13 protein-coding genes are annotated in these 18,076 nt (G+C 72.4%); 11 read left to right on the forward strand and 2 right to left on the reverse strand.

Annotated features, from left to right (window positions below):
- Positions 1-147 precede the first annotated feature (147 nt).
- Together BXU09_RS14880 and BXU09_RS14885 are read left to right on the forward strand one after the other, a co-directional pair.
- Complete coding sequence (locus tag BXU09_RS14880) at positions 148-2,817, forward strand: HD domain-containing phosphohydrolase (protein WP_078305136.1); 2,670 nt, start codon at positions 148-150, stop codon at positions 2,815-2,817.
- Positions 2,818-2,857: 40 nt separating this feature from the next.
- Positions 2,858-5,824, forward strand: a complete 2,967-nt coding sequence (locus tag BXU09_RS14885; protein WP_078305137.1) for an EAL domain-containing protein — start codon at positions 2,858-2,860, stop codon at positions 5,822-5,824.
- Between the two features lie 177 nt (positions 5,825-6,001).
- Here the strand turns inward: BXU09_RS14885 and BXU09_RS14890 are convergent, their stop codons facing one another.
- Together BXU09_RS14890 and BXU09_RS14895 are read right to left on the reverse strand one after the other, a co-directional pair.
- Positions 6,002-6,265, reverse strand: coding sequence for a metal-sensitive transcriptional regulator (locus BXU09_RS14890; RefSeq protein WP_078305331.1), 264 nt, complete (start codon positions 6,263-6,265; stop codon positions 6,002-6,004).
- A gap of 97 nt (positions 6,266-6,362) precedes the next feature.
- Positions 6,363-6,572, reverse strand: a complete 210-nt coding sequence (locus BXU09_RS14895) for a heavy metal-associated domain-containing protein (protein ID WP_078305138.1) — start codon at positions 6,570-6,572, stop codon at positions 6,363-6,365.
- A 464-nt stretch (positions 6,573-7,036) separates the two neighbouring features.
- Between BXU09_RS14895 and BXU09_RS14900 the strand changes: the two genes are divergently transcribed.
- The 9 genes from BXU09_RS14900 (at position 7,037) to BXU09_RS14940 (ending at position 18,073) form a co-directional block, all read left to right on the forward strand.
- Positions 7,037-9,550, forward strand: coding sequence for a heavy metal translocating P-type ATPase (locus tag BXU09_RS14900; RefSeq protein ID WP_276205852.1), 2,514 nt, complete (start codon positions 7,037-7,039; stop codon positions 9,548-9,550).
- A gap of 63 nt (positions 9,551-9,613) precedes the next feature.
- Positions 9,614-11,005 carry an NAD-dependent succinate-semialdehyde dehydrogenase gene (locus BXU09_RS14905; protein WP_078305139.1) on the forward strand — a complete coding sequence of 464 codons (1,392 nt, stop codon included), beginning with the start codon at positions 9,614-9,616 and terminating at the stop codon, positions 11,003-11,005.
- A 90-nt stretch (positions 11,006-11,095) separates the two neighbouring features.
- A complete protein-coding gene (locus tag BXU09_RS14910) occupies positions 11,096-12,139 on the forward strand; it encodes a GGDEF domain-containing protein (RefSeq protein ID WP_078305140.1) in 1,044 nt (347 codons plus the stop codon).
- A gap of 113 nt (positions 12,140-12,252) precedes the next feature.
- Positions 12,253-13,461 (forward strand): hypothetical protein, encoded by a 1,209-nt coding sequence (locus tag BXU09_RS14915; protein WP_144012263.1) that lies wholly within the window; start codon positions 12,253-12,255, stop codon positions 13,459-13,461.
- Entirely contained in the window at positions 13,442-15,391 is a 1,950-nt protein-coding gene (locus tag BXU09_RS14920; protein ID WP_078305142.1) for a glycosyltransferase, read from the forward strand. The genes BXU09_RS14915 and BXU09_RS14920 overlap by 20 nt, the downstream gene beginning before the upstream one ends.
- Positions 15,388-15,705: an STAS domain-containing protein gene (locus BXU09_RS14925; protein ID WP_078305143.1), complete on the forward strand. Its 318-nt coding sequence runs from the start codon at positions 15,388-15,390 to the stop codon at positions 15,703-15,705. The genes BXU09_RS14920 and BXU09_RS14925 overlap by 4 nt, the downstream gene beginning before the upstream one ends.
- Positions 15,706-15,714: 9 nt before the next feature.
- Positions 15,715-17,304, forward strand: coding sequence for an ATP-binding SpoIIE family protein phosphatase (locus BXU09_RS14930; protein ID WP_078305144.1), 1,590 nt, complete (start codon positions 15,715-15,717; stop codon positions 17,302-17,304).
- Positions 17,305-17,351: 47 nt separating this feature from the next.
- Complete coding sequence (locus BXU09_RS14935) at positions 17,352-17,666, forward strand: STAS domain-containing protein (RefSeq protein WP_078305145.1); 315 nt, start codon at positions 17,352-17,354, stop codon at positions 17,664-17,666.
- On the forward strand, positions 17,663-18,073 hold the full coding sequence (locus tag BXU09_RS14940) for a response regulator (protein ID WP_078305146.1): 411 nt from the start codon (positions 17,663-17,665) through the stop codon (positions 18,071-18,073). Before BXU09_RS14935 ends, BXU09_RS14940 begins: the two co-directional genes overlap by 4 nt.
- Positions 18,074-18,076: the final 3 nt, after the last annotated feature.

Here is an 18,076-nt window from a genome sequence, read left to right on the forward strand (position 1 = left end):
CCCCGGAAGAACACCGCGCCCGGGCGTGGCGTCGACCACCCGCAGCCGCACGGCTGATCACCCTGCAAGAGTCCCTGACGCTCCACGGCCACCGCTCCTGCCCGTCACTCCGCACCCTCTCCCACTGAACCGCAGGACCCTCCCACTGTGCTGATCACCCTGCTGAGCGACCTCGGACTCACAGCGCTGTTCGCATTCGCGCTCAGTCAGACCTATCAGGTCTGGCCTCCCACGCACGCCCTGCCGGACCGGCTGCTGCGCGCCACCCTCGCGCTGTGCGCCGCCCTGGTCCTGGCGCTGCACGCGCAGGCCAGCGGTCAGGCGTACGGCCTGTCCCTGGTGGCCGTCGCGCTCGTGACCCTGCGCTACGGCCCGCTGTACGGCCTGCCGTGCCTGCTCGTGGCGTTGCTGCCGGGCATGAATCCCACCCAGGTGGCCCTCCAGACGGCCGGCGTGCTGCTCGTGTCGACCCTCCTGAGGCCCGTCATCCGGGTGGACCTGCCGCCCGGCGCGCGGTTGGTGTGGACCCTGCCGCTGATCTTCCTGGGCGGGCACCTGGCCGGCGCCGTGTACGGCACCCTGCCCGGCGCAGCGGACCTGCTGCTGACCGTCGCGCTGCAGTGCAGCGCCCTGACCCTGATCATGGTCGCCCTGCACAGCCGCCTGAAGATCCTGAGCGCCTCGTACACCTTCCGTGAACAGGCATACACCGACGCCCTGACCGGCCTGAACAACCGCCGGCAGTTCACCGACGACCTGGACCGCGTCGGGCACGGCGACCACCTGCTGATCCTCGACCTCGACCACTTCAAACGCGTGAACGACCAGTACGGGCACGCCGAGGGGGACGCCGCCCTCAAGCGCGTGGCCGCCGCGCTGCGCGCCACCCTGCGCCCCCAGGACACCGCGTACCGCATCGGCGGTGAGGAATTCGCGGCGCTGCTGCCCCGCACCTCGCCCGACGAGGCCCGCCTGATCGCCGACCGCTGCCGCGACGCGGCCCGGCAGCACCCCCCCCACCCGCCACTGACCCTCTCCGGCGGACTGGCCCGCCACGGCCTGCGCGACGACCCCGCTGCCACCCACCGCCGCGCCGACGACGCCCTGTACGCCGCCAAGGAGGCCGGCCGCGACCGCGTCGTGACCGCCCCGCCGGCCCCGGCCGCCGCGTCCCCGGCCGCGTCCCGCGACCCCTGGCAGGCGCTGCGCGGCACCCTGGGCCTCCTGCAGGATCAGGACTTCGGACCGAACGAATGGGCCGCGCTGCTGCGCGCCGCCTGCGACAGCGTGCCGGACGTGCAGGGCGGCAGCCTGTACGTCGCCGAGGAGGGGGACTTCGTGATGCGCGCCCAGATCGGCTTCGACGACGCGCTGCTCGGCGACCGCTGCCCCCCCGCCGCGCAGCGCGCCTGGTACCTTCTCAGCGACGTCGCCTGGGTCAGCGGGCAGCCGCGCGTCCTGCGCGGATACGCGATCGAGACGGCCGCGCAGCACGCCACCGAGGTCGCCATGAACAGCGACCTCGAACGCCACCCCGACGCCTGGCGTCTCCGGGACATCCGCGAGACGCTGGGCGTGCCCATCACCGACGACGGGCACGTCATCGCATTCCTGAACCTGGACCGCTTCACGTCCGGCGTGGCCTTCGACGCGGCCGCGCAGGAACTGGCCGTGGAGGTCGCCGCGCAGATTGCCCGGCTGCTGGCCGGCCGCGCCCGCCGCGCCCGCGAGAGCCGCCGCACCCGTGAACTCGAAGCGCTCGTGCAGATCACCGGCGCCCTGCGCGACGCGCGGGACATGCCGGCCGTCATCGCCGCCATGAACTCCATGTCGCACGTGCTGCTCGAAGCCCGGCAGGCCGTGTACATGCGCTACGACCCCGGCACCGACAGCCTGATCGCCAGCAGCCCGTACGGTTTTGCCGAAACGGTCCGTCACGTGCGGCTCGCGCGCGGTCAGGGCCTGACGTGGCTGGCCCTGACCGCGCGGGACGTCATGCGCGTCAACGACGTCCGGCAGGACCCCCGCGCGGTGTACAGGCACGAAACCCGTGGGCGGGCCGGGCTGTTCGCCCCGATGTTCAGCGACGACCGCCTGCTGGGCGTGCTGGTCGTCATCCGCGACCCGCCCTTCGGCGAGCACGACGCACAACTGGCGCGCACCCTCACCGCGCAGAGCGTCACGGCCATCGAACGGGCCGAGCGTATCCAGTCCATCCAGGACGGACGCGAAGGCATCCTGCTCGCCCTGGGCCGCGCCCTGGAAGCGAGGGATTTCGAGACGCACGGCCACACCGAACGGGTCGTGAATCTCGCCCTGGCTGTCGGCCACGAACTGGGTCTGAGCGACGCGCACCTCGCCGCGCTGCGGGACGGGGCGTACCTGCATGACCTGGGCAAGGTGCAGATCCCGGACGCGGTGCTGCTCAAACCCGGCCCGCTGGACGACCGGGAATGGAAGCTGATGCGCTCGCACTCGGTCGCCGGCGAGGACCTCGCCCGGCACATTCCGGGCCTCAGTCCGCAGGCGCTGACCCTGATCCGCCACCACCACGAACGCTGGGACGGCCGCGGCTACCCGGACGGACTGAGCGGATCGGCCATCCCGCTGCTGGCCCGCATCTTCAGCGTCTGCGACGTGTTCGACGCCCTGACCAGCGCCCGGCCCTACAAGCCCGCCTGGAGTGTTCAGGACGCCGTCGGTGAACTGACCCGGCAGGCCGGACAGGGCCTGGACCCGGAGGTAGTCGAGGTGTTCCTGAGCCGCGTGCACAGCCAGCCGGGCAACCGGCCGGAGGTGCCCGCCTCCCGGCCGTGAAGTGACGGAAGTGTGAGAGTTCGGGTTGAATGATGGGTGCATGACGGAGCACCTGCGCGCCGCGACCTCTCCCGCTGCGCCTCTTCCCGCTGCGCGCCCGTTGCGGGTCCTGATCGTCGAGGACAGCGAGGAGGACGCCTGGACGTACCAGCACCTGCTGCGGCGCGCGGCTCCGCAGGTGCAGTGTGAGGTCGTGAGCGTCGGAGCGGACGCCGTCGAACGCCTGCGGCGCGACCCGCCGGACTGCGTGCTGCTGGACTTCAACCTGCCGGACATGACCGGCCTGGAAGTCCTGACCGAAGCCCGGCCCGCCTGCGCGGTCGTCATGCTGACCGGCGTCGGGGACGAACAGGTGGCGGTGCAGGCCCTGAACGCCGGCGCGCAGGACTACGTGGTGAAATCCACCCTGAGCGGCCCGGGGCTGCTGCGCGACCTGGAACGCGCCATCGAGAAGTACCGCCTGCAACGGGAACTGACCGTCTCGCGCGAGCGGATGCAGGCGGCGCTCGGCAGCGTCGACGACGCCCTGCTCAGCCTGGATCACGACCTGAATCTGCTGTACCTGAACCCGGCCGCGCAGCGCCTGCTGGGACTGCCGGAAGGTCAACGGACCCACGCGGAACTGACCGAGCAGGCCGCGTGGATGTTCGGCGGGGCATTCCTGACCGTCCTGCGTGCCGCACTGAACTCCGGCGAGCGACAGGGCGCGGAGCTGAACGCCCCGCAGGGAGCGTGGCTCGACGCGCGCCTCTACCCCGGGCCGGGCGGCCTGACCGTCACTCTGCGCGACGTGACGCAACGCCGACAGGAAGAGGAACGCCTGCGCCTGCTCGAATCGGTGGCCGTGCACGCCCGCGAGGCCGTGATGATCTCCGACGCCGAACCGGTGACCGGGGACGGGCCGCGCGTGGTCTACGTGAACGCCGCCTTCACCCGCATGACCGGCTACGCCCCGGAGGACATCCTCGGACGCACGCCCCGCATCCTGCAGGGGCCGGACTCCGACCGGGCCGTGCTGGACCGCATCCGCGCGAACCTGCTGTCATGGACTCCGGTCGACGAGATGGTGCAGAACTACCGCAAGGACGGCACGCCCATCTGGGTGCACCTGAGCATCGTGCCGGTCGCGGACGCCCGCGGGTGGTTCACCCACTGGGTCAGCGTTCAGCGCGACGTGACGCAGGAGGTGCAGCGCGAACGCCGTGACCGCACGCGGCGCGAACTGCTCGAGATGGCCGCCGCCGGCCGCCCCGTGGACGACCTGCTCAACGGCCTGTGCCGCCTGATCCGACTGGATCTCGGTGACCTGATCGTCACGGCGTGGCTGCGTGACGGACACCTGCTGAGCATGCGCGCCAGCGTGAACTCCGACACGGACGCCGTCAGAGCCTCCGCGCACGAGGGCGTCGCGCAGGTGGACCTGCGCCGGGACGACGGTGTGTCCGCCACCGTCATCCGCACCCGGCAACCCCTGATGGTGGGCGACATCCGCAGTGAGGAGGTCACCCTGCACCGCGGCGCGCGGGCCGCACTCCTGGCCAGCGGCGTGCACGCCATGTGGACCCTGCCGGTCCTGTCCAGCCGCGCGGACGAGCAGCCGCTGGGCGTGTTCACGGTGTTCAGCCGCGAGGCCCGCACGCCCACCGCGGCGGAACTCGCGGCCCTGCAGGACCTGACCGGACTGGCCTCGCTGCTGATCGAACGCGCGCTGGCGCAGACCCGGATGCAGCGGCTCGCCATGTACGACAGTCTCACGGGCCTTCCGAACCGGGCGCTGTACCTCGAGTACCTGACGCAGGCCCTGAACCGCAGCAGTCACACCGGCGAGCGGCTCGCGGTGGGTCTGCTGGACCTCAACCGCTTCAAGATCATCAACGATACGCTGGGCCACAGCGCCGGTGACGAGTTGCTGCGACAGGTGGCGCAGCGCCTGCGCCGCACCTTCCGTCCGTCCGATGTGATCGCCCGCATGGGCGGCGACGAATTCACGCTGATCCTCCCGTTCACCAGTGAGGCAGGCGTGTTCCGCAGAGGCATGGAGAAACTCCTGAACACCTGCTTCCAGGCGCCCTTCCGGGTCAGGGAACAGGAACTGTTCGTCACGGCCAGCCTGGGCCTGGCGCTCACGCCCGAACACGGCACGGACGCCGAGACGCTCCTCAGCGCCGCGGACCTCGCCATGTACCGCGCCAAACGCACCGGCGGCGGCGTGGCGGCGTTCGATCCGGCCGCCGCTGCCCTGCAACCCGGCCGGGTTAGCCTCGAAACGGACCTTCACCACGCGCTGGACCGCGGTGAACTCGAACTGCATTACCAGCCGCTGTTCCGCGCCGGCACCCGCGAACTGGTCGGCGCGGAAGCGCTGTGCCGCTGGCGTCACCCGCGCCTCGGCCTGGTATCGCCCGCCGAGTTCATTCCGCTGGCCGAGAACACCGGGTTGATCCTCCCCATCGGCGCGTGGGTCCTGAACGAGGCGTGCCGTCAACTGGCGCAGTGGCGCACCCTTCACCCGGACCTGCAGATGGGCGTGAACCTCAGCCCCCGTCAGTTCTGGAATCCGCAGCTGGTGCAGTCCGTCCAGGCGGCCCTGATCACCCACGGCCTGCCGGGCTCCTGCGTGGTCCTGGAGATCACGGAAAGCGTCCTGATGAACGTCCCGGACGCCGAGGCGACCCTGCGCCACCTGCGGGCGCTGGGTGTCCGGCTGTCCCTGGACGACTTCGGCACCGGCTACAGCAGCCTCAGTTACCTCAACCGCTTTCCGCTCACCTCGCTGAAGATCGACCGGTCCTTCCTGCAGGGCGTGACCGGCGACCCGCACGGCACGCCCGAGAAGGTCATCCAGGCCGTCATGCTGCTCGCGCACGCCCTGGACCTGCACGTCACGACCGAAGGCATCGAGACGCCCGAACAGGCCGCGTTCATCGAGGAGGTCGGCGGTGACATCCTGCAGGGCTACCTGCTGGGACGGCCCGTCCCGGCCTCGCAGTTCCGGCTGCCGGACTGATGCGGAGGTCCGGGAATGGATCATACGGATTCCGTCTGTTTCGCTGACAATCCGGAACTTCACCGGATTGCCAGCTCCACGTCCGGGGGGCGTTTCTCTCCTTCTCTGCAGGGCAGCTCTACGAGTCGCTTCGCTCGGATTAAAGGGTCTTTGCAGCCCCTTCAATCGGAGTCCGGCTCAGGTGTACTTGAGGGCTTCCATGAGTTCCTCGACGATCTCCACGCTGTCGCCGCGCGTGCTGGCCGTCGCGACGTGCGCCTCGAGGTGCCCGCGCAGCACCACCTCGCCCGCGCCGGACAGTGCGCCCTGCACCGCCTTGATCTGCCGCAGCACGTCCACGCAGTACGCGTCCGGATCGTCGAGCATCCGCACGATCGAGTCGAGGTGACCGCGCGCGATGCTCAGGCGCCGGGAGGCGCGTTTCCGGGCGTCTTCCGGCATGCACAGGTGGTTGGGGGCCGTGTGGCACGCCCCTTCCTGCGCGGCGGCGGGCGCGCTGTCGGCGGCCGGTTTGCGGCGGGCGGCGCGGACGGTCATCTCAGGCGCCGTGCGTGGGGCTGGCGGCGTACCCTTCCTCGGTGACGGCGGCGATCAGGGCCGGCAGTTCGGCGGTGCCGGTCACGGTGGCGAGGCCGCGCGCGAGGTCCACCTCGGCTTGCTCCACGCCGGGAACCTGGGCCAGGGCCTGCTGGACGGCTTTCTGGCAGTGCCCGCAGGTCATGCCGGTGACAGTCAGTTCGGTCTTCATGGCCTGATGGTATCCCCCCCCTGGGGGCCTGTCAAATTGTTTTGACCGTGACTGACTGCGGCCCGGTGGGGGGGCGCAACGGGGTTGTCCGCTTTCCCGCCGGGCCGCCTTCCGGACCACTGGCGTTCAGGCGGCAGGCGCTGGCAGCGGAGGTCGGACTGTTCAGGAAACGCTCATCCGTGCACGCCCAGACGTGAAAAAACCGACACGGTCAGTTCGCGCGCCGACGGGCTTCATGGTGGACGGTCGGTCGCGCGCGCTGGACGCCCCGCCCGTTCCGGCTTGCAGGCCCGGACGGGTCGGACTATGCTGGCGTCATACCCCCCTGGGGAGGGTATCCGCGTGGCCCGCAGGTCGCCTCCGAACCCCCCCCCTACCCGCCCGCTTCCGAGGAGCCTTCCGTGAGTCAGCCCGTACCCCCCACCGCGCCCAACCCCACCAGCACGCAGACGGCCGAATTCACTGTGCAGGGCATGACCTGCGCGAACTGCTCGGCCCGCGTCGAACGGGGCCTGAACGCCACGCCCGGCGTGGCACGCGCCGACGTGAACCTCGCCACCGAACGCGCCCACATCACCTTCGACCCGGCCCGTACCAACCTGCGCGACCTCAGCGCCCGCGTCCGCGACCTGGGCTACGAACCCCTGAGCGCCCGCGCGGAACTCAGCGTGCAGGGCATGACCTGCGCCGCCTGCACCGCCCGCGTCGAACGCGCCCTGAACCGCCTGCCCGGCGTGCTGGACGCCAGCGTAAACCTCGCCACCGAACGCGCCCACGTCACGTACCTGCCCGGCGCCGCCACGCCCGCCGACCTCAGGGCCGCCGTCGAACAGGCCGGGTACAGTGTCCTGACCGTCCCGTCCGCCGGCACGACCGGCACGGCCGACCGCGCCGCGCTGGAACAGGCCGCCCGCGACGAACACGAACGCACCCTGGAACGCGATCTGCGCGTCAGCGCCGCCTTCGCCGCGCCGCTGATGCTGATCGCCATGGTCCCCATGCTCTGGATGCCGCTGCACATGACCCTGACCGGCCTGATCGGCGAACGCGGCCTGAACGTCCTGATGCTGCTGCTCGCCACGCCCGTGCAGTTCGGCCCCGGCCGCCGCTTCCTGCGCCTGGGCTGGGCCGCGCTGCGCCACCGCAGTCCCGACATGAACACCCTGGTCATGATCGGCACGGGCGCCGCGTACCTGTACTCGCTGCTCGTCACGCTCGCGCCGGGCCTGTTCCCCGCCGGGACCGCGCACGTGTACTTCGAGGCGAGCGCCGTCGTCATCACCCTGATCCTGCTCGGCAAGGTCCTCGAGGCCCGCGCCAAGGGCCGCAGCAGCGCCGCCATGACCGCCCTGCTGCGCCTGCAACCCACCACCGCCCGCGTGATCCGGGGCGGGCAGGACACCGACATTCCCACCGCCGACGTGCAGCCCGGCGACCTGATCCTCGTGCGGCCCGGCGAGCGCGTCCCGGTGGACGGAGAGGTGCAGAGCGGGGACTCCTGGGTGGACGAGAGCATGCTGACCGGCGAGAGCATCCCCGTGCGCAAGGCGGCGGGCGCGGCCGTGACCGGCGGCACCGTGAACGGCACGGGCGCCCTGACCTTCCGCGCCACGCACGTCGGCGCGGACACCGCCCTGGCCCGCATCACCCGGCTGGTCGAGGACGCGCAGGCCAGCCGGCCGCCCATCCAGGGCCTCGCGGACCGCGTGGTCGCCGTGTTCGTCCCGGCCGTGCTGGTCGTCGCGGCGCTCACCTTCCTGACCTGGCTGATCCTGGGCGGCCCGCAGGGACTAAGCCACGCGCTCGTGAACACGGTCGCCGTGCTGATCATCGCCTGCCCGTGCGCCATGGGCCTCGCCACGCCCACCAGCGTCATGGTCGGCACCGGCCGCGCCGCCAGCCTGGGCGTGCTGTTCAGGAGCGGCGCGGCCCTCGAGGCCCTGCACCGCGCCGACGTGATCGCCCTCGACAAGACCGGCACCCTCACCCTGGGCCGCCCGGAACTGACGGACCTGATCCTGACCGGCCCGCAGGACCGCGCCGCCACCCTGACCCTGGTCGCCGCCGCCGAACGCGGCAGCGAACACCCGGTCGCGCAGGCCATCGTGAACGCCGCGCGCGCCGACGGCCTGACCCTCCCCGACGCCCAGGACTTCCGCGCCCTGCCCGGCGAGGGCATCGAGGCGACCGTGGACGGGCGGCGCGTGCAGGTCGGCAGCGACCGCCTGATGACCCGCCTGGGCCTGGACGTCACGCCGCTGAGCGAACAGGCCGGCGCCCTGGCCGACCTGGGCCGCACGCCGCTGTACGCCGCCGTGGACGGCCACCTCATCGCCGCGCTCGCCGTGGCCGACCCCATCAAACCCGGCAGCCTCGAAGCGGTGCAGTTCATGCAGGCCAGCGGCCAGCAGGTCGTGATGGTGACCGGCGACCACGCCCGCACCGCGCAGGCCGTCGCCCGGCAACTCGGCATCACCGACGTCCGCGCCGAGGTGCACCCCGCCCAGAAAAGTGCCGCCGTGAAGGAACTCCAGGCGGGCGGGCGTCGCGTCGCGTTCGTCGGGGACGGCATCAACGACGCCCCCGCCCTGGCGCAGGCGGACGTGGGCGTCGCCATCGGCACCGGCACCGACGTCGCCGCCGAGACGGCCGGCGTGATCCTGATGTCCGGCGACCTGCGCGGTGTCCCGAACGCCGTCGCCCTGAGCCGCGCCACCCTGAACAACATCCGCGGGAACCTGTTCTGGGCCTTCGCGTACAACGTCCTGCTGATCCCGGTCGCCGCCGGCGTGCTCGAACCCGCCCTGGGCCTGCGCCTGAACCCGGTCCTGGCGGCGGCCGCCATGGGCCTGTCCAGCGTGTTCGTCCTGAGCAACGCCCTGCGCCTGCGCGGGTTCCGGCCGCCGCTGATCAGTACCGGCCCCGCCGCCCCGGACAGTCCGGCACCCACCGGGGCTGTCACCGTCACCGGACCTTAAGACCCTGCTCATCACCGCGTGGCTCACAGTGACGGGCGGGCCGCGCGGACTAGAACAACAGGTATGCAGAGCGTCAATCCGGCCACCGGCGAGACTTTCGCCACCTACGAGGACCACACCACCGAGCAGGTGCAGGCGGCGGTCGCGGCCGCCCACGCCGCCTACGGGACGTACCGCCGGACCAGCTTCGAGCAGCGCAGCGAGTGGATGAACGCCGCCGCCGACATCCTGGAACGCCGCGTCGACGAACTGGCCCTGCTCGCCACGCGCGAGATGGGCAAGACCCTGGAAGCCGCGCGGCAGGAAGTCCTGAAGTGCGCCTCGGCCTGCCGGTACTACGCCGAGCACGCCGGGGCGTTCCTGGCGTCCGAACCCGTGAAGACCGGGGCGGACGAGGCGTTCGTGACGTACCAGCCCCTCGGCGTGGTGCTGGCCGTGATGCCGTGGAACTTCCCGTACTGGCAGGCGTTCCGGTTCATCGCGCCGACCCTGATGGCCGGGAACACCGGGCTGCTCAAGCACGCCAGCAACGTGCCGGGCTGCGCCCTGGCGATCGAGGACGTGCTGCGCGAGGCGGGCTTCCCGGCGGGCGTGTTCACGACCCTGCTGATCGGCAGCCGCGACGTGGAGGCCGTCCTGAAGGACCCGCGCGTGACCGCCGTGAGCCTGACCGGGTCCGAGGGGGCCGGGCGGGCCGTGTCCGCCACCGCCGGTGGGGAACTCAAGCCCGCCGTGATGGAACTGGGCGGCTCGGACCCGTTCATCGTGATGCCGAGCGCCGACATCGAACTCGCGGCGAAGACGGCCGTGACGGCCCGTACCATCAACAACGGCCAGAGCTGCATCGCCGCCAAGCGGTTCATCGTGCATGCGGACGTGTACGACGCCTTCACGGACGCGTTCGTCGCGGGCCTGAGCGCCCTGAAGGTCGGGAACCCGGAACTGGAGGGCACCGACGTTGGCCCGCTTGCCACGCCGCAGATCCGTGAGGACATCCACGCGCAGGTGCAGGACGCCGTGAGCAAGGGCGCGCGCGTCCGCACGGGCGGGCAGGTCCCGGACGGCGCCGGGAACTACTACCCGGTCACCGCGCTCGACCGGCTGACCCCCGACATGGACGTCTGGACGCAGGAGACCTTCGGGCCGGTCGCGCTGATCTTCCGGGTGGACAGCCTCGACGGGGCAGTGGAACTGGCGAACAGCACGTCCTTCGGGCTGGGCAGCAGCGCCTGGACGAACGACCCCGCCGAGCGCGGGCGCTTCATCGCCGACCTGGAGGCCGGGTCGGTGTTCATCAACTCGATGGTGGCGAGCGACCCGCGCCTTCCGTTCGGCGGCGTGAAGAACAGCGGCTTCGGGCGGGAACTCGGCCGGCACGGCATCCTGCAGTTCGTGAACGTGAAGTCGGTGTCCATCGGCGCTCCCGAGGGGGCCCATCACAGCAAGACCGAGTGAAGCGGGGCGTCCGCTGGGGGAGGTGTCCTGCGCCCGGTAAATGAACGTCAGGTCAAGAAGCCTCGTGGGAAATGAACGTACCTTAATGGAGTGTTCGGACCTCAGGTCACTGCGGCGCCACACCGGGAACGCGAGCAGCACCTGCGGCGGTTGTACGTCGGCATGGCGCTGCTGGCCGCGCTGGTGCAGGCCGGCGTCGCCGGGTACGCCCAGACGGCCGGACTGCCGGGTCTGACCGTGCAGGCCCGCCTGGGCACGGCCTTCAACGTGCTGCTGGTGGGGCTGGCCCTGTGGCCGCGCGTGTCCACGCACCACTTTCAGCTGATCCTGATCGGGTCCGGTCAGCTGTGGCTGCTGAGCTCCGTGGCGCTGTACCTGCGTGGCGAGACGCTGTCCGCCACCCTGCTGGTGGGGTTCCTGATGGTCACGCTGTTCTCGTTTGCGTGGTTGCGTGCCGTCTGGGCGGCCCTGCTGACCCTGGTCGGCTACCTGCTGCTGTGGGGTCCGGTGAGCGGCGAGCGGAGCGTGGACGTGCCGGGCCTGCTGATGACCGGGTTCGCCGCCGTGCTGATCTGGTTTCTCAGCGCGCACGGGCAGACGCTGTACCGCGCCCACCTGCGCAGCGACGCCCTGGCCGCCCTGGCGTTCACGGACCCGCTGACGGGCCTGCTCAACCGCCGTTCGGGCCGCGAGAAGCTCGACGTCCTGTTCGGCGCCACCGGCACCCGCCCCGGGCAGCTGGCGGCGGTGCTGGTGGACATCGACCACTTCAAACGCGTGAACGACAGCCTGGGCCACCACCGGGGCGACGAGGTGCTGACCGCGCTCGCGGAGCTGCTGCAGTCGCATCTCGCCCCGCAGGACGCCGCCGTGCGCTGGGGCGGCGAGGAATTCCTGCTGATCCTGACCGGACGTGACCCGCCGGACGCCCGCGCGGCCGTGCACCGGATCGTGGACGCGGTCCGGGAGTACCGGGTGCTGGGCCTGCCGCCCGTGACCGTCAGTGCCGGACTGGCCCTGGCGTCCGAGGTGCGCAGCGTGCCGGAGCTGCTGGCGCTGGCCGACGAGCGCCTGTACGCCGCCAAGGACGCCGGCCGTGACCGTGTCATGGACCGCCCCCGCACCGCCAGCTGAGCGTCCGCACTGTCTTCATGAAGGTCGCCTGCGCGCCCTGCCCGTGAGAATCCTGGCACCACCCGCCCCGACTGAAAGAGGCGCGTAAGGTTCACCCGGTCAGCATGAAGCTCATGAGGAGCCGGACTGAATCTGTTCAGGGTGCGTTGAGCCTGCTGGCCGTGCTGGGCAGCAGCGCCCTGAACTACGCGTTCACCCTGCTGCTCGGGCGGTGGCTGAACCTGCCGGACTACGCGGCGTTCGCGGCGTTCACGTCCCTGTTCATGCTGACGGCCGCGCTGCCCGTCGCGTTCCAGCAGGCCACGGCCCGCCACGCGCACGGCGCGAACACCCGCGCCGCGCTGCGCACCGGCCTGATCGGCGGGGCGGCGCTGCTGCTGCTCGCGCCGCTGATCGGGCCGCGCACCGGCATTCCGGCCGTGTGGGTGGCGGGCTTCGCGCTGACCGTCCCGGCCCTGGTGCTGCTGGGCGCGTGGCGCGGCGCGGCCCAGCGGGACGGCCGGGCCGCCGCGTTCGGCTGGAGCCTGATGGTCGAGCACGGCGCGAAGGTCGCCCTGACCCTGCCGCTGCTGGCCGCGCTGCCCGGCCCGGCCGCCCCGGTGATCGCCACGCTCGCCGGACTGCTGCTGGCGCTGCCGGTCGTGCGGCCCCCGCGGGCCGAACCCCCTGCGGCGGGGCAGGTCCCAGCGGGCCGCCAGTCCGGCGGCACGGTCGCCCTGACGGTCGTCGCGGCCGCCCAGAGCGCCCTGCTGTACGGGGACGTGCTGCTGGCCGGCGCGCTCCTGAGCCCCGACCCGGCCGGCGCGTACGCGGGGGCCGCCACGCTGGCGCGCGTGGTGTTCTTCGCCGGGTGGGCCGTGCAGGTCGCGGCGTTCCCGGTCGTGGCGCGCCGCGTGGCGGCCGGGGAGCGCACGGGGCCGCTGCTGGGCGCGGCGCTGGCCGCCACGCTGGTCGTCGCGGGCCTCCCGGCGGCGCTGCTGGCCCTGGCGCCCGCCTGGAGCGCGCAGCTGGCCTTCGGGTCCGGGCTGGCCGGCGCGGCCCCACTGCTGCCGCTGACCGCGGCGGGCGCGCTGGTCCTCGCGCTCGCCGGGACCGCCCTGAACCACGTCCTGGCGTCCGCCGGGAGCGGCGCGCTGTGGCGCGTGGGCGGCGCGTACCTCATGGCCAACCTCGCGACGCTCGCCTGCGCGCTCCTCGTGACGCCCGAACCCTCCCACCTCGCCCTGGCCGCCCTGGCGGGCAAGGCCACCCTGATCCTCACGGCCGCTCTCGTTCTTCGCCCCACCACACGGAGGTTCCCTCATGTCCTACCCCGCCTTTGAACAGTGGCGCGCCCAGACCCTCGACCGGGTCACGCTGAGCATCGTCATTCCCGCCTACAACGAATCCGAACGGATCCTGCCGACCCTGGCGGCCTTCGCCGTGACCGTCAGCGGCGCCGGGGAACCCTGGGAACTGATCGTCAGTGACGACGGCAGCCGCGACGGCACCGCCGACCTCGTCGAGAGCCTCGGCTGGGCGAACCTGCGGGTCATCCGGCACGCGAACACCGGCAAGGGCGGCGCGGTCCGGCGGGGCGTGCGCGCCTCGCGCGGGGAACTGGTGCTGTTCGCGGACGCCGACAACAGCACGCCCATCGAGGAACTGCCGCGCCTGATCGCGGCCGTGCGGGCCGGCGCGCACATCGCCATCGGATCGCGCGCCGCCGAGGGCGCCGAGGAGAGCGGCAAGAGCCCGGTCCGGCGCGCGGTGTCCGGAGGCCTGCGCCGCGTCACGCGCGCCCTGACCGGCGTGAAGGCCGAGGACACCCAGTGCGGGTTCAAACTGCTGCGCGGCGAGGTCGCCCGCGACCTGTTCAGCCGCAGCCGCCTGGACGGGTTCTCCTTCGACCTCGAACTGCTGTACCTCGCCGCGCGCGACGGGCTGCGCGTCACGGAAGTCCCGGTCCGCTGGGTGGACGCCCCGGACAGCAAGGTCGACCCGCTGCGCGACTCCGTGAAGTTCCTGCGCGACATGCTGGCCCTGCGCCGCCTGCACGCCCGCCCCCGGCGCGCGCCGGGCGACCCCATGCACCTGGCCATGGTGACCGCGTACCCGCCGGGCCGCCGCAGCCTGAACGAGTACGGCCTGCACCTCGCGCGGGTGCTGGGCGAGAAGGGCGAGGTGCGCCGCGTGACCGTCCTGGCCGACCGCCTCAGCCCGGAACTGGCTGCGCAGGACGCCCCGAACGTCCAGCGCATCTGGGAGTTCAACGACCCGCTGAGTGCCGCGCGCATCCTGCTGGCGCTGCGCCGCGCCCGCCCGGACGCCGTGATCTTCAACCTGCAGATGGCCAGCTTCGGGGACCGCCGCGTGCCCGCCGCGCTCGGCCTGCTGACCCCGCTGCTCGCACGCCTGACCGGCACGCCCAGCGTCACGCTGCTGCACAACCTGTTCGAGACGGTGGATCTCGACCGCGCCGGCTTCGGCGGGAACCCCGTCAAGACGGCCGTCACCCGCGCGTTCGGGCGGGTGTTCACGCGGGCGCTGCTCGGCTCGAACCTCGTGGCGACCACCATGCCCCGCTACGTGAAACTGCTGCGCGCCAGCTACGGCGCCCGCAACGTGTTCCTCGCGCCGCACGGGACCTTCCAGGTGCCGCAGCCGCCCCGGCCGTTCCCGGACGTGCCGACCGTCATGACCTTCGGGAAGTTCGGCACGTACAAACGCGTGGAAGTCCTGATCGACGCGCACCGCCGCCTGCTGCTGCGTGACCCCCGCACCCGCCTGATCATAGCCGGGAGCGACACGCCCAACGCGCCCGGCTACCTCGACGGCGTGCGCCGCGCCTGCGCGGACGTCCCGAACGTGACTTTCACCGGGTACGTCGCCGAGGAGGACGTCCCGAACGTGTTCAGCGACTGCACGGTCGTCGCGTTCCCGTACAGCGCCACGACCGGCAGCAGCGGCGTGCTGCACCAGGCCGGCGAGTTCGGCCGGGCCGCCGTCATGCCCCGCATCGGGGACCTCGCGGACCTGATCGAGGAGGAAGGCTACCGCGCCGAGTTCTTCACGCCCGAGGACCCGGACAGCCTCGCGGACGCCCTGTGGCGCGTGCTGGGCGACCCCCGGCAGGCCGCCGCGCTCGGCGAGTCGAACTGGCGCGTCGCCGCCGGACTTCCGCTCGCGGACGTGGCAGACTGGTACCTGCTTCACCTCGAGGAACTCACGGGCCGCGCGCCCATCCCCACCGCCCAGGAGGCCCAGGCATGAACCGTCCCCCCGTCGACCTGAACATCGAACAGCGCGGCACCGACGCCGCCCGCTCCATCCACCTCAGCGGCCGGCTAGACGCGCATCAGGTCCCGGCGTTTCTGGGCGCCGCGCAGCCGCTCGCGCCGCACACCACCCTGGACCTCGCGGGCGTGACCTTCATGGACTCCAGCGGCCTGGCGGCCCTGGTGAAACTGGTGCGCTCGGCGCGCGAGCAGGCGGCCAGCGTGGAGATCGTGAACGTGCAGGACGCCGTGCGTCTGGCCATGGAAATCACGGGCCTGTACGCCGTGCTGCCCATCCGGACCGCCTGAGGCCCGGCGGTGAGCGTGCCTGCCCTCACGGCCGGCGGTCAGGACGACCCGCAGGCCGCGCTGTTCACGGAACTGCTCGAGCAGGTCGCGGACCTCAGCGATCAGCTGGTGTTCCTGCACCGCCTGATCCCGCAGGCGCTGGCGCTGGCCAGCGAGGCGCAGGCCGCCGAACTCGTGCAGGAGGCCGCCACGCTGATCAACACGCCGCGCGCCGCCCTGAAACTCGGCGGGCAGTGGATCGGCGGCGTGCCCGGCTGGCTGCGCGACCGGCCCGCCCCGCGCCGCCCGACGGTCCTCCCGACCGGCGCGATGCACACCGGCGCGCCCTTCGTGGACGCCTGGCGGCCCACCGCCGTCCTGCTGATCCCCTGCGTGGACGGACACGTGGCCATGTGGGGCAAACGGCAGTTCCAGGCGGGGGAACGCAGCCTGATCGAGACGCTCGCCCGGCTGCTCGACGCGGCCCTCGAGGCGCAGCGCGCCCGCCGCGAGGCCGAGCGGCACGCGCTGCAGCAGCGTGACCGGCAGCAGGCGCAGGCGGTCTGGCGGGCCGTGGCGCCCGAGACGCTGGTCAGCCCCGCCGGCTACCAGCTGAACCTGCACAGCCAGCCCGCCAGTGACTTCGGCGGGGACTTCCAGTTCCAGGAACGCGACTGGGTGGTGGTGGGCGACGTGAGCGGCAAGGGCCTGCCGGCCGCGATCATCACCGCGATGTTCGCCACGTCCTTCACGGTCGCGGTCCGCAGCGCCGCCCTGAACGACGCGCTGATCGAGGCGCTGCACGACCACCTGGAACGCTCCGGGGCGTTCTGCACCCTGGCGGCCGTGCAGGTCCGCCCGGACGGCGCGCTGCGCGTCCTGAACGTCGGGCACCCGCCGGTGCTGGTGCGCCGCGCCGACGGCAGCCTCGAGGAGATCCGCGCGACCGCCCCGCCCATCGGGACGTTCCCGCTGCTGCACGTGGACCTCGAACGGGTGTGGCTGCATCCGGGCGACGCGCTGCTGATGTACAGCGACGGCCTGTTCGAGGCCGAGGACGCCAGCGGCGCGCCCTTCGGCCTGGACCGCCTGAACGCCCTGGCGTCCACCGCCGCGCCCGGCGACTTCAACGCCGGGGCCCTGCGCGCCCTGGGCGACTACACCGTCACGGACGACCTGACCCTGCTGACCCTGCACCGCGACCCGGCCGCGCCGGGCGTCCACCGCCGGCTGCCCGGCGACCTGGCCGCGCTGCCGCAGGTGGGCGAGGCGCTGCGCGAGGCGCTCCCGCCTGACCACCCGGCGCTCATGCCGGCCGAGCTGGCCGTCACGGAACTCGTCGTGAACGCCGTGCGCCACGGCGGCGCCACCCGCGTGGACCTGCGCCTGCACGCCAGCGGCGACGACCTGCTGCTGACCCTCACCGACGACGGCGCGCCCTTCGACCCCACCCGCGCCGACGAGCGCGAGGCGGGCGAACTGCGCGAACACGGCTACGGGCTGCTGATCGTGCGCCGCTGCGCGCGCGAGTGGCATTATGCGAGAAAGGGAGGCTGCAACCGCCAGACCCTGCGCCTGCGCGCCCCGGCGCCCGCCTCACCACCGGCGTCCAGTTCCTGACGCCCGACCCCGCTTCCTCCTCGCCCTCAAAGGATCCCCTGCCTGTCATGTCACTCAGTCACAACGCCGATGGCCCCCACCTGAACCTCGCCGGCCGCCTGGACGCCCAGAACTCCGCCGAGCTGCGCGCCGTGCTCGCCCAGCACGCCGCCGACACGCCCGGCGACCTGAGCCTGGACCTGAGCGGCGTGCCGTTCATGGACTCCAGCGCCCTGGCCGCCCTGGTCGGCGCTCTCAAGGACCGCCGCCGCGAGGGCCGCGCCCTGCGCCTGAGCGCCGCGAGTCCCTCCGTGCGCGAACTGCTGTCCCTGACGATGCTCGACCGGGCCTTCGCGCTGCCGCCGGACGGAGCGGCCCGGTGACCTCGCACCAGCCGGCCAACGTCACGCTGTTCGGTCAGGTGCCGTCCAAGCACGTCCTGATCGTCGAGGACGCGCCGGGCATGCGCCTGCTGATCCGGCACATCCTGCAGCAGGGCGGCCACAAACCCATCGAGGTCGGCAGCGTCGAGGAAGCCCTGGAGGAACTCGACCTGGGCAGCGTGGACGTGATCGTCACGGACCTGTTCCTGCCCGGCGACAGCGGCCTGGAACTGCTGCGCGTGCTGCACGGCGTGCCGGACGCGCCGCCCGTGATCGTCCTGACGAGCTCCGGCGAGGACCGCCTGCGCGAGCGGGCCATGACGCTCGGCGCGCGCTCGTTCCTCAGCAAACCCTTCAGCCGCTACGAGCTGCTGGACGCCGTGTTCATGGCCGGGCAGCCCTCCTGACCC

This window comes from Deinococcus sp. LM3 (assembly GCF_002017875.1).
In the GTDB taxonomy this organism is placed as follows: Bacteria; Deinococcota; Deinococci; order Deinococcales; family Deinococcaceae; genus Deinococcus.

Bases quoted from the DNA above. Each gene is read 5' to 3' on its own strand.
- BXU09_RS14885 (WP_078305137.1), top strand. From the start codon at position 2,858: ATGACGGAGCACCTGCGCGCCGCGACCTCTCCCGCTGCGCCTCTTCCC.
- BXU09_RS14890 (WP_078305331.1), bottom strand. From the start codon at position 6,265: ATGCCGGAAGACGCCCGGAAACGCGCCTCCCGGCGCCTGAGCATCGCG.
- BXU09_RS14895 (WP_078305138.1), bottom strand. From the start codon at position 6,572: ATGAAGACCGAACTGACTGTCACCGGCATGACCTGCGGGCACTGCCAG.
- BXU09_RS14905 (WP_078305139.1), top strand. From the start codon at position 9,614: ATGCAGAGCGTCAATCCGGCCACCGGCGAGACTTTCGCCACCTACGAG.
- BXU09_RS14915 (WP_144012263.1), top strand. From the start codon at position 12,253: ATGAGGAGCCGGACTGAATCTGTTCAGGGTGCGTTGAGCCTGCTGGCC.
- BXU09_RS14920 (WP_078305142.1), top strand. From the start codon at position 13,442: ATGTCCTACCCCGCCTTTGAACAGTGGCGCGCCCAGACCCTCGACCGG.
- BXU09_RS14925 (WP_078305143.1), top strand. From the start codon at position 15,388: ATGAACCGTCCCCCCGTCGACCTGAACATCGAACAGCGCGGCACCGAC.
- BXU09_RS14935 (WP_078305145.1), top strand. From the start codon at position 17,352: ATGTCACTCAGTCACAACGCCGATGGCCCCCACCTGAACCTCGCCGGC.